The organism is Streptomyces sp. NPDC088097, from assembly GCF_044741845.1.
In the GTDB taxonomy this organism is placed as follows: Bacteria; Actinomycetota; Actinomycetes; order Streptomycetales; family Streptomycetaceae; genus Streptomyces.
Genome location: NZ_JBIUTJ010000001.1, coordinates 1,236,472 through 1,252,810 on the forward strand (window position 1 = coordinate 1,236,472; position 16,339 = coordinate 1,252,810).

Consider the following 16,339-nt stretch of genomic DNA (forward strand, 5'->3'; position numbering starts at 1 on the left):
TTGGCGACCGAACGTGTAACCGTGGGGCAAGAGGCCACGCAGCAGGCGAGCAGGCAGTAGAAGCGGTTAAGAGAGGGACACCATGCGCGACGCGTACCACGAGGAACTGGACTCGATCGGAGAAAGCCTGGTCGAGATGGCCCGGCTCGTCGGTTCCGCGATCGGGCGGGCCACGACCTCGATGCTGGACGCCGACCTGAAGCTGGCGGAGAGCGTCATCGCCGCCGACCAGAAGGTGGACGACCTCCAGCACGACCTCGAAGCGCGCGCCATCGCACTGCTGGCCCGCCAGCAGCCGGTCGCGACCGACCTGCGCATCGTGGTGACCTCGCTGCGCATGAGCGCCGACCTGGAGCGCTCCGGCGACCTGGCGCAGCACGTGGCGAAGCTGGCGCGGCTGCGCTTCCCGGACACCGCGGTGCCGAGGGACCTGCACGCGACCATCCTGGAGATGGGTCAGCTCGCGCAGCGGCTGATGGCGAAGGCCGCCGAGGTCATCATCACGAAGGACGTCGACCTGGCGCTCCAGCTGGAGCAGGACGACGACGAGATGGACCAGCTGCACCGCACGCTGTTCCAGCACCTGATGGACGACCGCTGGAAGCACGGCATCGAGACCGCCGTGGACGTGACCCTGCTGGGCCGCTACTACGAGCGCTTCGCGGACCACGCGGTGTCGGTGGCCAAGCGCGTCGTCTACCTGGTGACGGGTGAGCACGCGGACGAGCTCCAGCAGGCGACCCAGGTCGACGGGGTCTGACCGACCCCGCGTCCCCTGCGCGTCCGAGCCCCAATGCGCCGTTGACGCGCCGGGGTGGCTGGGCATGAATGAGGCGAAGGCGGTCCGTCGTACGAAGTCCCGTACGCCGCCCACGAGGAGGATCCATGCCCGATTCCCCCGTCCCCATCACCCCGGAAAAGGATCAGCAGCCGCCCCGTACGGAGCCCCTGCGGCTCCCTCTGCTCGCGGCCTGCGGCTGTGGCTCCGGCTGCGGCTGCGGCTGCCAGTCCGGCGCCCCGTGCCAGTGCGGCGGCTGACCCCGCCCGCGCCACAAGGGCCCCGTCCACCCCGGACGGGGCCCTTCGCGTGCCGCCCCCTCCCGGCCCCCGGGGGGCGGGGCACGTTCCACCACCGTGGCGACCGCCTACCGTGGTGCCATGGGAGAGACGGGTGCGAGGGGGCGGGTCGAGGTCGCGCACGAGGTCGCGCACGAGGCCGTCCACGCCTGTGAGCACGGTGCCCGCGCGCGGTGCCTGCCGGAGCCGTGGATGTGCCGCGTCTTCCACATCGACGGCAGCCTGAGGGACATCCGGGTCCTCGACACGAGCCGCGTCGAGTGGATCGCGGTCCTCGAACGCCTGCGGGTCATGGCCGACGAGACCGAGGTGGAGCACCCCTATCCCCGGCTCGATCCCGTGCGTCCCGCCGCCGCCGACCTCTTCCGCGCGTGGGCGGACGAGCCGGAGGACGAGAGATCGGGCTTCTGCTTCCGGGCTCGGTTCGGCGCCGTGTGGTTCTTCGCCCTGCCCTGCGAGGAAGAGGAGATCGAGTTCTCCGTCCGACCCGAGGACGTTCTCGACCTAGCGGGCGTGGCCGCCGTGCTGCGCTTCCTGGTCGAGGTCGCGACGGCCGCCCGACGACCGGCTCTGCTGACCGGCGAGACCGTCCGATACGACCCGGGGATGGCGACGTTGCTCTCCCACGACCCCGCCACCGGCCTCACCTCGCACACCTGAAAGGCATCGCCCCCAGGGCCCCCAGCCGGCCCCGGAGCATGAAAATGCCTCCCACCCCCGCCGTACGCGCGGGTGGGAGGCGTGATCGCGAGGGTTACTTCTTCTTGCCCTGGTTCTTGACCGCCTCGATGGCCGCCGCCGCGGCGTCCGGGTCGAGGTAGGTGCCGCCCGGGTTGAGGGGCTTGAAGTTCGCGTCCAGCTCGTAGGAGAGCGGGATGCCAGTCGGGATGTTGAGGCCCGCGATGTCGGCGTCGGAGACGCCGTCCAGGTGCTTGACCAGCGCGCGCAGGGAGTTGCCGTGCGCGGCGACCAGGACGGTGCGGCCGGTCAGGAGGTCCGGGACGATGGCGTCGTACCAGTACGGCAGCATGCGGACGACGACGTCCTTGAGGCACTCCGTCTTGGGGCGCAGCTCCGGCGGGATGTCCGCGTAGCGCGGGTCGGCCGACTGCGAGAACTCGGTGCCGTCCTCAAGGGCCGGCGGCGGGGTGTCGTAGGAACGGCGCCACAGCATGAACTGCTCCTCGCCGAACTCGGCGAGGGTCTGGGCCTTGTCCTTGCCCTGGAGGGCGCCGTAGTGGCGCTCGTTCAGGCGCCAGGAGCGGTGCACGGGGATCCAGTGGCGGTCGGCGGACTCCAGCGCCAGCTGCGCGGTGCGGATCGCGCGCTTCTGGAGCGAGGTGTGCACGACGTCGGGGAGCAGACCGGCGTCCGTCAGCAGCTCTCCGCCGCGGACCGCCTCCTTCTCGCCCTTCTCGTTGAGATTGACGTCCACCCAGCCGGTGAACAGGTTCTTCGCGTTCCACTCGCTCTCGCCGTGGCGGAGGAGGATCAGCTTGTACGGTGCGTCGGCCATGCGTACGAGCCTAATGGACGCCCCGGCCACCCCGCGCGCGCGGCGGGGACCCGTCGAAGGCCCCTCGATTGACGCCCGGCGTCAATCCAGTGGCGGTCGCGGGGCCCCGCTCGTAACGTGCCAGGAGCACCAGAGACGCTTACCGCACCGGGGGGATTCCTTATGTCCGTTGATGGGTTGAGACGGGCCGCCCGGGAGAGCGTGTCGGGTCTGCCGCGTGCGTTCTGGTGGCTGTGGGCGAGCACCCTGGTGAACCGGCTCGGGGCCTTCGTCGCCACATTCATGACCTTGTACCTGACCCTCGACCGGGGCTACTCGGCCTCCTTCGCGGGACTTGTGGTGGCGCTCCACGGCCTCGGCGGTGTGGTGTCCTCCCTCGTGGCCGGCGTGATGACCGACCGGCTCGGGCGGCGGCCGACGATGCTGGCGGCGAACGTCTCGACGGCGTTCTCGGTGGCCCTGCTCGGCTTCATGGAGCATCCGGCGGCGATCGCCGCCGTGGCCCTCCTCGTGGGCATGACCTCGAACGCCTCGCGCCCGGCGGTCTCGGCGATGATGGCGGACATCGTCCGCCCGGAGGACCGGGTACGGGCCTTCGCGCTGAACTACTGGGCCATCAACCTGGGCTTCGCGATCAGCGCGACGGTGGCGGGGCTGGTGGCGGAGTACAGCTACCGGGCCGGCTTCCTGGGCGAGGCGGCCCTGACGCTGCTCTGCGCGGTGCTGGTGTTCGTGAAGCTCCCGGAGTCGCGCCCGGTCCGGGAGACGGGTCCGGCGGCGGTGGCCGAGCCGCGGATCGGGCTGGGGAGCGTGCTGCGCGACCGTCGCTTCATGGGGGTCGTCGGGCTGTCGTTCCTGATCTCGCTGATCTTCACGCAGGGTTCGGTGGGGCTGCCGGCGGCCATGGGCGCGGCCGGCTTCTCCCCCGGGGACTACGGCCTGGTGATCGCGGCGAACGGGCTGCTGATCGTGCTGTTGCAGATCCCGGTGACCCGGTTCATCGAGCACCGGGACCCGCGCAGGCTGCTGGTGCTCTCGGCGCTGCTGGCGGGGTACGGGTTCGCGATGACGGCCTTCGCGGGGCCGCTGTGGGCGTACGCGGCGACCGTGTGCGTGTGGACCCTGGCGGAGATCGTGAACTCGCCGATCCAGATGGGCCTCGTGGTGCGGCTGTCGCCGGTCCAGGGGCGCGGGCGCTACCAGGGCGTCTACACGATGTCCTGGTCGGTCGCCGCGCTGGTGGCCCCGCTGATGGCCGGGATCGTGATCGACCGGCTGGGCGCGGGGTGGCTGTGGGGGGCCACCGGGGTCCTGGGCACAGTGGCGGCGGCCGGGTACTGGCTGCTGATGCGGAACCTGCCCGAACCGGAGCCGATCGCGGCCGTGGTGGCCGCGGCCGTGCCGGTGGCCGCAGCCGTACCGGTGGCCGTGCCCGTCGCCGTGGCCATGCCCCTGGCCACCGCGCCACCGACCGTGGAGAAGCCCTCCCAGGTGGAACCCGCCGTCTGACGAGGACCGGCGCGGCCGACGCCCCGACGCGCCCGACCCGCCCCGCCCCGCCTCAGGCCGGGCGGGTCAGGTGCTTGAAGGCGTCCAGGTTGTGGGTGGGCTCCCCGCGCGAGACCCGCCATTCGTACTCGCGCCGGATCGAGCTCGCGAAGCCCAGCTCCAGCAGGGTGTTGAAGGCCCCGTCGGCGCCCTCCAGGACGGTGCCGAGCAGCCGGTCCAGGTCGTCCGGGGTGATCACGGACAGCGGGAGGCGGGCCGTCAGGTAGATGTCTCCGAGGGGGTCCACCGCGTACGCCATCCCGTACAGCTTGAGGTTGCGCTCCAGCAGCCAGCGGTGGACACCGGCCTCGTTCTCGTCGGGGTGGCGGATGACGAAGGCGTTCACCGAGAGGGAGTGCCGGCCGATCCGGAGCGAGCAGGTGGTGCTCAGCTTGCGGGTGCCGGGCAGTTGGACGACGTACGAGCCCGGTTCGGGGCTCTCCCAGCCCAGTTCCGCACCGGTCAGGACGCTCTCGACGATCTCGGCGGTGTCAGCCATGGTGGGAGCGTACGCGACGGCGGTGATCGTGCACGGCGGCGGCGTAGACGTCGGCCGTGGCGCCGGCGGCGGTGTCCCAACCGAAGGACTGGGCGTGCCGGGCGGCCTGGGCGCCCATGCGGTCGGTCAGCCCGGGCTCGTCGACGAAGCGCCGCAACTCGCGGGCGTAGTCCACCGGGTCGTGGCCGGGTACGAGGATGCCCGTCACCCCGTCGTCGACGGCCACGGGCAGCCCTCCGACAGCGGCGGCGAGCACCGGGGTCCCGGCGGCCTGGGCCTCTATGGCGACGAGCCCGAAGGACTCGTTGTAGGACGGCATGACCAGCACGGAGGCCGCCCGGAACCAGTCGGCGAGCGCGTCCTGGCGCACCGGCGGGTGGAAGTGGACGAGGTCGGTGACGCCGAGCTTCGCGGCGAGCTTCTGCAGCCCCTCGGGCTTGGCGAGGCCGCTGCCGCTGGGGCCACCGACGACGGGGACGAAGAGGCGGCGGCGCAGCGAGGGGTCCCGGTCGACGAGTTCCGCGACGGCGCGGAGCAGGATGTCGGGGGCCTTGAGGGGCTGGATGCGGCCCGCGAAGAGCGGGATCACGGCGTCCTGGGGCAGGCCGAGGCGGGCGCGGGCGGCGGCGCGGCCGTCGCCGGGGGTGAAGAGGTCCAGGTTCACGCCGGGGTGGACGACGGCGACCTTGCCGGGTTCGGCCTCGTAGTGCCGTACGAGTTCGTCGGCCTCCTCGGCGGTGTTCGCGATGAGGCGGTCGGCGGCGACGACGATCTGGGTCTCGCCGATGACGCGGGCGGCGGGCTCGGGGGTGTCGCCCTCGGCCAAGGCGGCGTTCTTGACCTTGGCCATGGTGTGCATGGCGTGGACGAGCGGGACGCCCCAGCGTTCGGCGGCGAGCCAGCCGACGTGGCCGGAAAGCCAGTAGTGGGAGTGGACCAGGTCGTAGTAGCCGGGTCGGTGTCCGGCCCAGGCCTGCATGACCCCGTGGGTGAAGGCGCAGAGCTGGGCGGGCAGCTCCTCCTTGGCGAGGCCCTCGTAGGGGCCGGCGTCCACGTGGCGTACGAGCACTCCGGGCGCGAGCTCGACCACGGGCGGCAGGCCGCCGGTGGTGGCGCGGGTGAAGATCTCGACCTCGACGTTGATCGCGGCCAGGCGTTTGGCCAGCTCGACGATGTAGACGTTCATCCCGCCGGCGTCGCCCGTACCGGGCTGGTGCAGCGGTGAGGTGTGCACGCTGAGCATGGCCACGCGGCGCGGCTTGCGGTGGTGGCCCACGGCCGGGAGGCGCAGTCGGGGCGGGTCGTGACGGGCGGCGCGGGCGGCGGCGAGGCGGCCGCTGAGGCTGCCGCCGAGGCGTGACACGTACTGACTCAAGGGAGCAGCTCCTCTCGCTCGGACCCTCGGACGCTCGGACGACATGGCTGCGGGAGCGCGTGACTGCGGGAGCGCGCGGGGCGCCCTGCAAGGAGTGCAACCCGGATGGCCCTCCCCCGCATTCCGGGGAGGGCGCACTTCCTGCTCGGTTTGCCGGTTTTTTATCTGCCGGGGCCCTCCGCTTACGCTCGGCGCATGGCTCCCCGCAGCACTCCGCCGCCCCCGAAGCGCCCTGTCGGCACCGTGACGCGCGGGACCACGAACCCGAACCGGCTGCGCCGCATGGACCGCTGGATCGCCGCCTCGCACGGGCCGGCGCTGCGTCGGGAGCAGGCTCCGGTGGCGGTCGACCTCGGGTACGGGGCCGCGCCCTGGACGGCGGTGGAGCTGCTGGCGCGGCTGCGGGAGGCGGCGCCCGAGGTGCGCGTGGTCGGGATCGAGATCGAGCCGGCCCGGGTGGCCGGGGCGAAGCCGTACGAGCGCGAGGGGCTCGCCTTCCGCCACGGCGGCTTCGAGGTGCCGTTGGACGGCGGGGAGCGGCCTGCGCTGATCCGCGCGGCGAACGTACTGCGCCAGTACGACGAGGCGGAGGTCGCCCGGGTGTGGGAGCGGCTGTGCGGGCGGCTGGCTCCGGGCGGGCTGCTGGTGGAGGGGACCTGTGACGAGATCGGGCGGCGGCACGTGTGGGTGGCGCTGGGCCCGGAGGGGCCGCGCACGGTGACGTTCGCGACCCGGCTGGGGTCGCTGGAGCGGCCCTCGGACCTGGCGGAGCGGCTGCCGAAGGCGCTGATCCACCGGAACGTGCCGGGCGAGGCGGTGCACGCGTTCCTGCGCGACTTCGACCGGGCCTGGGCGGCGGCGGCGCCGTACGCCTCGTACGGGGCGCGCCAGCGCTGGATCCGGACGGCGCGGGCGCTGTCGGGCGACTGGCCGCTGGCCGACGGGCCGGTCCGGTGGCGGCAGGGGGAACTGACGGTCCGCTGGGACGCGTTGCGCCCGAGGGACTGAGAGCGGGGGGCTGCGAGGGGCCGAGGACCGCGTCCGGCGGGGTGAAGGCTCCGGAGCGGAACCTGATGGGGAACCGGGGGCGGGGGCCGCCCGTTGAGGCGGCAGGGGTGGTCGTCGCGGGTGGACGGAGGGTGTTGGAATTCACCGAGTCGTGGCACCATCCCCGAGACAGTGCAAAGTTACTGACGAATAGTCAGATCTGATGTCGGGTGAGGCACCCCGACACCGGCCTGACTCGGGGCGCCAGGGGGAGCCATGGGGACCGCGAAGCGAGCGTCGTCGCGAGTGCGGGGAGTTCCGGCTCTCACACTGCTGTGCGCGATGGCGATACTGACGGCTCCGGGGCTGGTGACGACCGCGCACGCGGCACCCGCCGCACCCGCCGCCCCGTCCGCTCCCGCCGCTCCCGCGCCCGAGCCGGAACCGGGGACGAAGTCCCTGGAGGACATCCACCAGGAGATAGAGGGCCTCTACCGCCAGGCCGGCACCGCCACGGACGCCTACAACCTCGCGGAGAGCGAGACCAAGGCGCAGTCCGCGCGGATCGTAGAGATCGCCAACCTGGTCGTGGCCGGCCAGGACCGGATCTCCACCCTCAAGCAGCGCGCCGGCTCCGCGGCCCGCGCCCAGTACCGCTCGGGCGGCCTGCCGCCCGGCGCGCAACTGGCCCTCAGCGACAGCCCGTCCGACTTCCTGGACGGCACGGGCCGGCTGCGCCAGGGCGAGAAGGCCACCACGGACCTGCTGTCCGAACTGAGCCGGACCCAGTTCGACTTGGAGCGCTACGCCAAGGACGCGGGCGCGCTCTGGCAGAAGATGGAGGAGAACAGGGTCAAGAAGGAAGCCGCCAAGAAGGAGATCGAGGACAAGATCAAGGCGGCGGAGGCCCTGGAGAACAGGCTGCGGGCCGAGGAGAAGGCCCGACTGATCCAGCTGGAGCAGGAAGCCCAGTACAAGGCGCAGACGCAGTGGCTGTCCACGGGCGCGATGAAGGACGTCAAGGGCTCGGCGACGGACGCGGGCAAGCGGGCCGTGCAGTTCGCCACCGCCCAGACGGGCAAGCCGTACGTGTGGGGCGCGGTCGGCCCGGACTCGTACGACTGCTCCGGGCTGACCTCGCAGGCCTGGCTGGCCGCCGGGCGGGCCATCCCGAGGACCTCCCAGGAACAGCTGCGGCTGCTGCCGAAGGTCGCGCTCAAGGACATGCGACCGGGCGATCTGATCATCTACTTCGACGACGCGAGCCACGTCGGGATGTACGTGGGCGACGGCGCGATGGTGCACGCCCCGCGTCCGGGCCGCAACGTGACCATGGCGGGAGCCGGCTCGATGCCGATCAAGGCGGTCGTCCGCCCCGACGCGTGACCCGGCGCTCACCGGGGGTCGCCGTCACCACCGGTGGCTCCCGCGTGACAGCACCGGAAGCGGAATCTCGATGGGCGGGACGGTGGGACGGGGTCGGGTGACGTTGGTCATCCCCCCGCCCGGTTTTCCCCCGTGATGACGGCATATGACGGCGGCCCTCCCCCCGGTCGCCATTCCGCTCCCCGGTACCCGCCCGCTAGGGTCTGCCGCATGAGCGCACCCTCGGGGGGAGGCAAGGAAACGGAAACGATGCCCGTACCCGTACCGCGGCAGAGGGAGACCTCGGCCCCGGAGAGCGGTCAGGCCGTTCCCGTCGCCGCCGTGCCCGCGCCGCAGTCCTCGCTGACCCTGTTGCTGATCGAGGACGATCCCGCGGGCGGCGTCACCGTCCCCGAGATCCTCGACACCGACGGCCAGCGCATCCGGCTGCGCACCGCCCGCAACCTCACCGAGGCCGCGCGGCTGCTCACACCTGACGTGCACTGCGTCCTGCTCGACCTCGCGCTCCCCGGCCCGGACGCCCCGGGCGCCGACGACGGCGACGGTCTCGGAGCCCTGCGCCAGGTGCTCCGCATGGCCCCGCGCCACGCCGTGCTCGTCCTGACCGCCGAGGCCGACGCCGGACGCGCCGCCGAGGCCGTTCGGGTGGGCGCCCAGGACTTCCTCTTCCGCGACGAGCTCGACGGCCGGCTGCTCAGCCGCGCCATCCGCTACGCGGTGGAGAGAAAACGGGCGGACATCGCCCAGTACAAGCTCGCGGAATCGAAACTGCGCGCCCAGGAGAACGCCCGCCTGGAGCGCGGCCTGCTCCCCACACCGCTGCTGGAAGGCTCCGACCTCCGCTTCGCGGCCCGCTACCGCCCCGGTCGCAGCCGGGCCCTGCTGGGCGGGGACTTCTACGACGCCGTCCGCACCCCCGACGGCACCGTTCACGCCATGATCGGCGACGTCTGCGGCCACGGGCCCGACGAGGCGGCCCTGGGGGTCGAGCTGCGGATCGCGTGGCGCGCGCTGACCCTGGCCGGGCTGTGCGGGGACGACCTGCTGGCCACCCTCCAGGAGGTCCTGGAGGTGGAGCGCCCCTGCGAGGAGATCTTCGCGACCCTGTGCACGGTGGACATCGCCCCGGACGGCCGACGCGCCGGCCTGTGCCTGGCCGGGCACCCCGCCCCGCTCATATCCAGGCCGGGTCGCCCCGCGCAGCTCCTGCCCTACGAGAACAGCGGCCCGGCGCTCGGACTGCTGCCCCGGGCCCGCTGGCCCCGCCGCCAGGTCGAGCTGGGCGGCCGGTGGAGCCTGATGATGTACACCGACGGCCTCATCGAGGGCCGGATCGGCGAGGGTCGCGAGCGCCTCGGACAGGACGGCATGCTCGCGATGATCAACCGGCACCTGGACAACGGGCTGAGCGGCGAGAGCCTCCTCGAAGCCTCCGTCACCGAGGCCCGCCGCCTCAACGGCGGCGAACTCACCGACGACGTGGCCGTCGTCCTGCTCTCCCGCTCGGCGGGCTGAACCCGAAGCCCCGCGGGCCGGAGCCCCGGCGCCGCTACCGTCGGCCGTTGTAGGGCCCGTACGGGCCGTCACTGCTGCTGCCGCCGCTGCGGCCGCGTCCGCCGCCCGAGACCTGCTTCAGGGCGGGCCGCACGTCGACCATGAACACGATGCTGGCCACCAGACCGGCGATCTGCAGGAAAAGCATCCCGAGGAAGAAGTCCACCAGCACGGTGACGCCCAGGATGACGGCCCAGAAGGTCTTGGTCTGCTTGCCGGCCGCCCGGTACGCGTCCCCCCTCGGCAGGACCGCCAGGACGAACGCCACGATGGCGAGCGCCAGCATCGCGTAGCCGAACAACGGGAGCACCCCGTTGTTGAACCCCTGCATCAGCATCGTCTCGCCCGCCCTCTCACATCCGGTGCCACTGGGTACGTCCGCCGTGCCCGTCGGCCGTGCGCGTCGATCGGCACGACCTGCTCCACGCTACCGCCGCGGTCGCCTCGCCGTACGCCGACGGACCGGACACCACGCGGGTGCCCGGTCCGTGGTGCCGTGCGTCAGCTCTCGTCGGCGGAAGCGGCGGCGGCCTTCTTGGCCGCGGTGCGCCGCGGCGCCTTCTTCGGGGCCGTCTCCTCCGAGTCGGCCTGGGCCGGCACCGGCTGCGGCTCGGAGGCGGCCTTGGCGCCCGCCCCGGCCTTCGGCTCGGGCTGCGCGTCGGGCTCGACGACCTCGGCGATGTCGAGAATGTCCTCGGAGACCTCGCCCCGCCAGGCGCGTACGGCCTGCTCGCCGTGCTCGGCGACCTTGTCGTAGGTCTCCTTGGCGCGGACCGCGTACTCCGCGGCCACGCCGACGCCGCGCAGCGCCAGGTCCTGGGCCGTCTCGCCCAGCTTCTTCGGGTCGATCGCCCCGAACACCTCGGCGACCTTGGCGGCCACCGCGTCCTGCGCCACCTTGGCCTTCTCCTGCACGACCTTGGTGTCGGTGTTCTTGACGGCCTCGATGCGCGCGGGGGCCTCGGCGCGCAGCTGGTCGAGGAAGCCGGGCACCTTCTTGGCCTGCTGGACGGCGAGGTCCGCGGTGCCGGCGGCGAAGTAGAGGGGGGTCGGGTCGGTGAGGGTCTTCTTCAGGTCATCGGCGATGGCCATGTGCTGGTCCTCCCGGATCACAGTCGTCAGTTCGTCGTCGGGGGCATCGCGGTGTCGGCGGCCGTCTCCGGCCCCTCCTCCAGCGCGTTCTCCTTGCGGAACGAGTCGTAGATCTGGAGCAGCACCTGCTTCTGCCGCTCGTTGATCAACGGGTCGGAGAGGATGACGGCCCGCGTCTCCACCTCGTCCCGGTCCCGCTCGTCGAGGATCCCGGCCTGCACGTACAGCGTCTCCGCGGAGATCCGCAGCGCCTTGGCGAGCTGCTGCAGGATGTCCGCGCTCGGCTTGCGCAGCCCGCGCTCGATCTGGCTCAGGTACGGATTCGACACCCCCGCCGCGTCGGCCAGCTGCCGCAGCGAAAGCTGGGCCTGCCGCCGTTGCTCACGGAGGTACTCGCCGAGGTTTCCGACGTTGAGCGATGCCATGCCCCGATCCTCCCCCAGCTTGCTAACTTTTGCAAGCAGACGCTTGCAAAAGCTCCCACCCAGAAAGTTTCGGCGGGCTGTCACATCCGCTCCGAGCCACGGGTCATAGGGGTGCCGAGCACGAAGCAGCCCGTCCCGAGGAGCATCCGATGACCACCACCGCCACCGTCGTCACCCTGGTCGCCGCCTTCATGGCCGCCTTCTCGGGAGCGGCGATCTTCCTCCGCTCCGGGTTCGTCGTCGAGCCGCTCGCCCAGTACGGGGTCCCGCGCTCGTGGTGGAACCCGCTCGGCGCCGCCAAGACCGCCGGAGCGGCGGGCCTGATCGCCGGGTTCTTCCTCCCCTACGTCGGGGCCGCCGCCGCCATCGGCCTGGTGCTCTACTTCAGCGGGGCCGTGATCACCATCGTCCGGGCCCGCTCGTACGCGCACATCCCCTTCCCGTTGATCTACGCGGCCCCGGCCGCCGCCGCACTGCTCCTGGCCTGAGTCTGAGCCCGGGCCCGGGCCCGGGCCCGGGCCCGCGCCGAAGCGGGGGCCCGGGTCGGACCGCGGTGGGCTCAGGCCTCCCAGGCCCCCAGGTCGAGCGCGCCCAGCCGGGCCGGGTCGGACAGCACGTCGATCGCCACGATCAGCCCGCCGACGACGGTGAAGGCCATCACCGACACCGCCCGCTCCCGCGGTACGACGACCACCCCGGCGGCCCCGTTGACCAGCGCGGCCCGTACGAACGGCGTGAGCGAGCCGAAGGTGATCGCCTGGCCCGCCACCGTCCGCGCACCCGTGAGCACCACAGTGAAGCGGCCCCCCTCGCCGGCGTCGGAGCGCAGCACCACGTCCGGGTCGAGCACGGCGACCAGGGCCTCGAACCGGCCGTCCCGCGCGGCCGCGAAGAAGGCGTCGACCGCCTCCCGCTGACGCGTGAGGTCCGGATCGGGAACCGGCGCCCGGCCCTGGACCCTGCGCCGGGCCCGGCTCGCCAACTGCCTCGTCGCGGCCGGGGACTTCTCGATCAGCGGGGCGATCTCGTCGAAGGGCACGGCGAACATGTCGTGCAGGACGAAGGCCAGCCGCTCCGCCGGGGACAGCGATTCCATCACCACCATCAGCGCCAACCCCACCGAGTCGGACAGCAGCACCTCCTGCTCGGGGTCCACGCCCCGCTCGGGGCTGACGACCGGGTCGGGTACGCGCGTCTCCAGCAGCTCCATGGGGTCCTCGCGGCGCTGTTCGCGCGAGCGCAGCAGGTTGAGGCAGATCCGGGCGGTGACCGTGGTCAGCCATCCGCCCAGGTTCTCGATCTCGCTCCCGTCCGTCCGGCTCAGCCGCAGCCACGCCTCCTGGACCGCGTCCTCGGACTCGGCGAGGGAGCCGAGCATCCGGTAGGACATCGCCTTCAGCCGGGGCCGGTGATCCTCGAAGCGTTCCGTCGACCCGTCGGCCGTACGGCCGACGGTCGTCGCCGGCGAGAACTCGTCCACCTGTCGCGTTCCTTCCTCACGGGGGGGTACCGCACGGCTCGTCACGGCGGGCCCTCAGCCCACCGACGCCCGCCCGATGACCACCGTCGCGTACAGCTCCTCCGAGGTGACCGCCCGGACCGCGAGGCCGCCCGCCGTGAGGGCCGAGGCCGTCACCGGGGACTGGCGGGCACTGGTCTCGATCAGCAGGTGCCCGCCCGGCACCAGCCAGCGCGCCGCGTCCGCCGCGATCCGGCGATGGACGTCGAGGCCGTCGGCGCCCCCGTCCAGGGAGACCAACGGCTCGTGGTCGCGGGCCTCGGACGGCATGAGGCCGATCTCGCCGGTCGGCACGTACGGGGCGTTCACCACCAGCACGTCCACCCGCCCCCGCAGCCCGGCCGGCAGCGCCCCGTACAGGTCGCCCTCCCACACGGAGCCCGCGTACGGGGCCACGTTGCGCCGGGCGTACGCCAGCGCGCCCGGGTCGATGTCGGCGGCGTGCAGCTCCACCCCGCCCGGGACCTGCGCGGCGACGGCCGCGCCGAGGGCACCGACCCCGCAGCACAGGTCGAGCACCACCGCGCCGGGCCGGGCCAGCCCCAGCGCCTCCTGGACGAGGAACTCGGTGCGCCGGCGCGGTACGAAGGCCCCGGCGCCCACCTCGATCCGCAGCCCGCAGAACTCCGCCCAGCCCACGACGTGTTCCAGCGGTTCGCCCGCCACCCGGCGGGCGACCATGCCCGCGAGGTGGCCGTCGTCGGTCGCGGCGGCGACCAGCAGGTCGGCCTCCTCCTCCGCGAAGACACAGCCCGCCGCGCGCAGCCGCTCCACGATCGTCACCATGCGAAGCCCCCTCCCTGTTCGTGCCGAAAGTCCATGATCCGCCCGCCCCGCGGCTCAGAAGTTGTCGGGGCACCAGGGGCGGCGCGCGGTGCGGAAGACGACGTCCGCGAGGGCGACCGCCCCGGGGCGCTCCTCGGTGAGCCGGCCCAGCGCGGCCAGCCGCACCGCCGACTCCCCGCCGAGGTAGAGGGAGCCCAGCTCCGACACCCCGAGCCGCAGGTCGGCCGGCTCCTCCGTACGGGCACAGGTGCCGGCGCCCGCGTCCAGCAGGTAGCGCCCGCCCGCCGGGCCCCCGGGGTCCTCGACCTCCAGGACGAGCGTGCCGGGCACGGCGTACGTCCGCGCGCCGAGCGCCCGTACGACGTCCAGGATCCGCACCCACAGGAAGTCGACGGCGGTGACCAGCCGGGCCGCGCGCGCGTCGGGCAGCAGCTGCGGGAGCAGGTCGTCGGCGGCGCGGCGCCCGGTGCGGACCTTCACCACCCAGTCGACGGAGCACAGGAAGTGCCACAGGGCCCGCTCCGCCGCCGGGGTGAGCGCGATCAGGTCCTTCACCCGCACGGTGTGCTGCGGGGTCACCGCGTCGCTCCAGAGGTCGTCGGCCCGGTAGACCGCCAGCCCCCGCACCTCGCCGGAGGCGTCGCGGTGGACGGCGTGCGTGTTCGGCCGGTACGGGCGGTAGGAGGTCCCGCGCACCCCGGTCGCCCGGTCCCACCAGAGGGCGTCGCGGTCGATGACCCCGTGCGTGGACGCCCGCAGCCGCTCGTGCAGGGCGGGCCCCACCCGGCGCACCTCGGCGGCGTCGACCAGATCGATCCGGCCCTCGCCGGGGGCGGGGACCGGGCGGTGACGGTCGAGGCCGGTGCGCGGAACGTCGATCTCCCACTCGTGCCAGGAGGTCGCGGGGCCGAAGCCGTAGCGCCCGTAGATCGGGTACTCGGAGGCGGTCAGTGTGCACACGACGTCACCGCGCGCCCGGGCGGCGACCAGCTCGTTCTCCATCATCCGCGTCAGCAGGCCCTGCCGGCGGTGGGTGGGGAGGACGGCGACGTGGGTGATGGCACCGGCCGGGACGGTGGCCCCGCCGGGCACGGTCAGCTCCTGGGTGAAGGAGCGGAAGGTCGCGACGCAGCGCCCGGTGTCGGTGTCGAAGGCGCCCTGGAAACGGGTGAGGTCGCTGTCCTCGACCTGTTGGGCGGCGTCGGACTCCGTCACCGGGGTGGTGATGAGGAAGCCCGTGTTGAGGGTGGTCAGCCAGTCAAGGACCTCGGATGCGGCGATCGGCCGGACGTCAGCACTCATGATCGGCCACGCTAACCGGCTCGTCGGCTCGGGTCGCCCGAATTTCCACCGGGGCGCCGCGGGGCCGCGTGCCCTACGCCAGGAGGTCGTCCACCTGCGCTTCTCCCTCCCGGTAGCGCCGGGTGATCTCCGTGCTGGAGTCGTCGGCGGTCCGCTGGAGCTGTCGGCGACGGTGGGAGACCTGCCGCTCGTAGCGGTGCAGCCGGGCCATCGCCTCGTGGAGTTCGACGTCGGTGCGGGCCGCCAGGTCCGACAGCTCCACGTCGGTGAGCATCTCCGCCGCGAGCAGGCGGAACTCCTCGCTGTGCGGGGTCCCGAGGGTGACGTGCCGGGCGGAGGCGCTCCGGGTGGAGGGGGCGTCCGCGAGGATCTCCGAGAGCCGGTCCACGACGGGCGTCTCGGGGTCGGTCCGGCGGGCCAGTTCGGCGCGCAGGATGTCGATGCGGCCGTGCAGGAGTCTGCGGATGTAGCTGAGGTCGGCCTCGTCGCGCTGGGCGTCGCGGCGCAGCGCGCGCAGCTCGGGCAGGCCGAGCGCGGCGGCGGGGGTGGTCGGCCCCGGTGCGCCGGTGTCGCCCTTGCGCTGGGCGGGCGGCCGTCCCGCGGCGCCCTGTTCGGGCGACGACGCGGGCGCGGGTGCAGGTGCAGGTGCGGAGGTACCAGAGGTGTTCATGCGTTCGTGTCCGTCCCCTCGACCGGTGCTGGGGGCACCGCCTGCGTGCATGGTGCCACTCTCCGTGGTGCGGATGCAGTCCCAGTGCACCCGATCGGCCCCGGACGGGTGCACGCCTGGTACACAGGTGGTATGCGAGCAGTGGTGCAGAGGGTGGACGGCGCGAGCGTCGTGGTGGCCGGCGAGACGGTCGGCGAGATCGTCGGCGAGGGGCTGTGCGTGCTGGTGGGGGTGACCCACGACGACACCCCGGAGAAGGCGGCGCTGTTGGCGCGCAAGCTGTGGTCGGTGCGGATCCTGGAGGCGGAGAAGTCGTGCAGCGACGTGAACGCGCCGCTGCTGGTGATCTCCCAGTTCACGCTCTACGGGGACGCCCGCAAGGGCCGGCGCCCCACCTGGAACGCGGCCGCGCCCGGTCCGGTGGCGGAGCCGCTGGTCGATGAGGTCGTGGCGCAGTTGCGGGCGCTGGGGGCGACGGTGGAGACGGGCCGGTTCGGCGCGGACATGAGGGTCTCGCTGACCAATCACGGCCCGTTCACCATCGTCATCGACATCTGAGCGGCGTCGGGCTCCGCCAGGGCGCTACGGCCACGGCGCCAAGAC

General features: G+C 73.0%; 18 protein-coding genes. 8 read left to right on the forward strand and 10 right to left on the reverse strand.

The window, feature by feature from the left end; all coding sequences use genetic code 11:
• Positions 1-82 precede the first annotated feature (82 nt).
• Entirely contained in the window at positions 83-760 is a 678-nt protein-coding gene (gene phoU / locus ACIOD1_RS05725; RefSeq protein ID WP_365620524.1) for a phosphate signaling complex protein PhoU, read from the forward strand.
• A 398-nt stretch (positions 761-1,158) separates the two neighbouring features.
• Complete coding sequence (locus tag ACIOD1_RS05730; protein ID WP_401900322.1) at positions 1,159-1,737, forward strand: hypothetical protein; 579 nt, start codon at positions 1,159-1,161, stop codon at positions 1,735-1,737.
• A gap of 94 nt (positions 1,738-1,831) precedes the next feature.
• Here ACIOD1_RS05730 and ACIOD1_RS05735 read toward each other — a convergent pair whose 3' ends face one another.
• Positions 1,832-2,593: a phosphoglyceromutase gene (locus ACIOD1_RS05735; protein WP_365620529.1), complete on the reverse strand. Its 762-nt coding sequence runs from the start codon at positions 2,591-2,593 to the stop codon at positions 1,832-1,834.
• Positions 2,594-2,755: 162 nt separating this feature from the next.
• Between ACIOD1_RS05735 and ACIOD1_RS05740 the strand changes: the two genes are divergently transcribed.
• Positions 2,756-4,102 (forward strand): MDR family MFS transporter, encoded by a 1,347-nt coding sequence (locus ACIOD1_RS05740; protein WP_401900324.1) that lies wholly within the window; start codon positions 2,756-2,758, stop codon positions 4,100-4,102.
• 52 nt (positions 4,103-4,154) lie between these two features.
• On the opposite strand, the gene ACIOD1_RS05745 is transcribed toward ACIOD1_RS05740, so the two are convergent.
• Positions 4,155-4,640 (reverse strand): YbjN domain-containing protein, encoded by a 486-nt coding sequence (locus tag ACIOD1_RS05745; protein ID WP_365620535.1) that lies wholly within the window; start codon positions 4,638-4,640, stop codon positions 4,155-4,157.
• Positions 4,633-6,015, reverse strand: coding sequence for a D-inositol-3-phosphate glycosyltransferase (mshA, locus tag ACIOD1_RS05750; protein WP_401900327.1), 1,383 nt, complete (start codon positions 6,013-6,015; stop codon positions 4,633-4,635). The genes ACIOD1_RS05745 and mshA overlap by 8 nt, the downstream gene beginning before the upstream one ends.
• Before the next feature lie 195 nt (positions 6,016-6,210).
• On the opposite strand from mshA, the gene ACIOD1_RS05755 reads away from it, so the two are divergent.
• The 3 genes from ACIOD1_RS05755 (at position 6,211) to ACIOD1_RS05765 (ending at position 9,903) form a co-directional block, all read left to right on the forward strand.
• Positions 6,211-7,023 (forward strand): class I SAM-dependent methyltransferase, encoded by an 813-nt coding sequence (locus ACIOD1_RS05755; protein ID WP_365620537.1) that lies wholly within the window; start codon positions 6,211-6,213, stop codon positions 7,021-7,023.
• A gap of 255 nt (positions 7,024-7,278) precedes the next feature.
• Complete coding sequence (locus tag ACIOD1_RS05760; protein WP_401900330.1) at positions 7,279-8,388, forward strand: NlpC/P60 family protein; 1,110 nt, start codon at positions 7,279-7,281, stop codon at positions 8,386-8,388.
• Between the two features lie 210 nt (positions 8,389-8,598).
• On the forward strand, positions 8,599-9,903 hold the full coding sequence (locus ACIOD1_RS05765) for a PP2C family protein-serine/threonine phosphatase (RefSeq protein ID WP_401900332.1): 1,305 nt from the start codon (positions 8,599-8,601) through the stop codon (positions 9,901-9,903).
• A gap of 34 nt (positions 9,904-9,937) precedes the next feature.
• Here the strand turns inward: ACIOD1_RS05765 and ACIOD1_RS05770 are convergent, their stop codons facing one another.
• The 3 genes from ACIOD1_RS05770 to ACIOD1_RS05780 all read right to left on the reverse strand — a co-directional run bounded on the left by ACIOD1_RS05770 (position 9,938) and on the right by ACIOD1_RS05780 (position 11,459).
• The gene (locus ACIOD1_RS05770; RefSeq protein ID WP_365620543.1) at positions 9,938-10,279 is read right to left on the reverse strand and encodes a DUF2516 family protein; all 342 of its coding nucleotides are present in this window, start codon (positions 10,277-10,279) and stop codon (positions 9,938-9,940) included.
• A gap of 164 nt (positions 10,280-10,443) precedes the next feature.
• Positions 10,444-11,034, reverse strand: coding sequence for a hypothetical protein (locus ACIOD1_RS05775; RefSeq protein WP_365620545.1), 591 nt, complete (start codon positions 11,032-11,034; stop codon positions 10,444-10,446).
• A gap of 26 nt (positions 11,035-11,060) precedes the next feature.
• On the reverse strand, positions 11,061-11,459 hold the full coding sequence (locus tag ACIOD1_RS05780) for a helix-turn-helix transcriptional regulator (protein WP_365620548.1): 399 nt from the start codon (positions 11,457-11,459) through the stop codon (positions 11,061-11,063).
• A 149-nt stretch (positions 11,460-11,608) separates the two neighbouring features.
• On the opposite strand from ACIOD1_RS05780, the gene ACIOD1_RS05785 reads away from it, so the two are divergent.
• Positions 11,609-11,947 (forward strand): DoxX family protein, encoded by a 339-nt coding sequence (locus ACIOD1_RS05785; protein ID WP_401900337.1) that lies wholly within the window; start codon positions 11,609-11,611, stop codon positions 11,945-11,947.
• A gap of 71 nt (positions 11,948-12,018) precedes the next feature.
• Here the strand turns inward: ACIOD1_RS05785 and ACIOD1_RS05790 are convergent, their stop codons facing one another.
• The 4 genes from ACIOD1_RS05790 to ACIOD1_RS05805 all read right to left on the reverse strand — a co-directional run bounded on the left by ACIOD1_RS05790 (position 12,019) and on the right by ACIOD1_RS05805 (position 15,736).
• On the reverse strand, positions 12,019-12,939 hold the full coding sequence (locus ACIOD1_RS05790) for a sigma-70 family RNA polymerase sigma factor (RefSeq protein ID WP_365620553.1): 921 nt from the start codon (positions 12,937-12,939) through the stop codon (positions 12,019-12,021).
• Between the two features lie 54 nt (positions 12,940-12,993).
• Positions 12,994-13,764: a putative protein N(5)-glutamine methyltransferase gene (locus ACIOD1_RS05795; protein ID WP_401900339.1), complete on the reverse strand. Its 771-nt coding sequence runs from the start codon at positions 13,762-13,764 to the stop codon at positions 12,994-12,996.
• 54 nt (positions 13,765-13,818) lie between these two features.
• On the reverse strand, positions 13,819-15,066 hold the full coding sequence (locus ACIOD1_RS05800) for a GNAT family N-acetyltransferase (RefSeq protein ID WP_365620559.1): 1,248 nt from the start codon (positions 15,064-15,066) through the stop codon (positions 13,819-13,821).
• Between the two features lie 73 nt (positions 15,067-15,139).
• Positions 15,140-15,736: an AmfC protein gene (locus ACIOD1_RS05805; protein WP_401900342.1), complete on the reverse strand. Its 597-nt coding sequence runs from the start codon at positions 15,734-15,736 to the stop codon at positions 15,140-15,142.
• 132 nt (positions 15,737-15,868) lie between these two features.
• Here ACIOD1_RS05805 and dtd point away from each other — a divergent pair, with 132 nt between their 5' ends.
• On the forward strand, positions 15,869-16,294 hold the full coding sequence (dtd, locus tag ACIOD1_RS05810) for a D-aminoacyl-tRNA deacylase (protein WP_136213713.1): 426 nt from the start codon (positions 15,869-15,871) through the stop codon (positions 16,292-16,294).
• Positions 16,295-16,339: the final 45 nt, after the last annotated feature.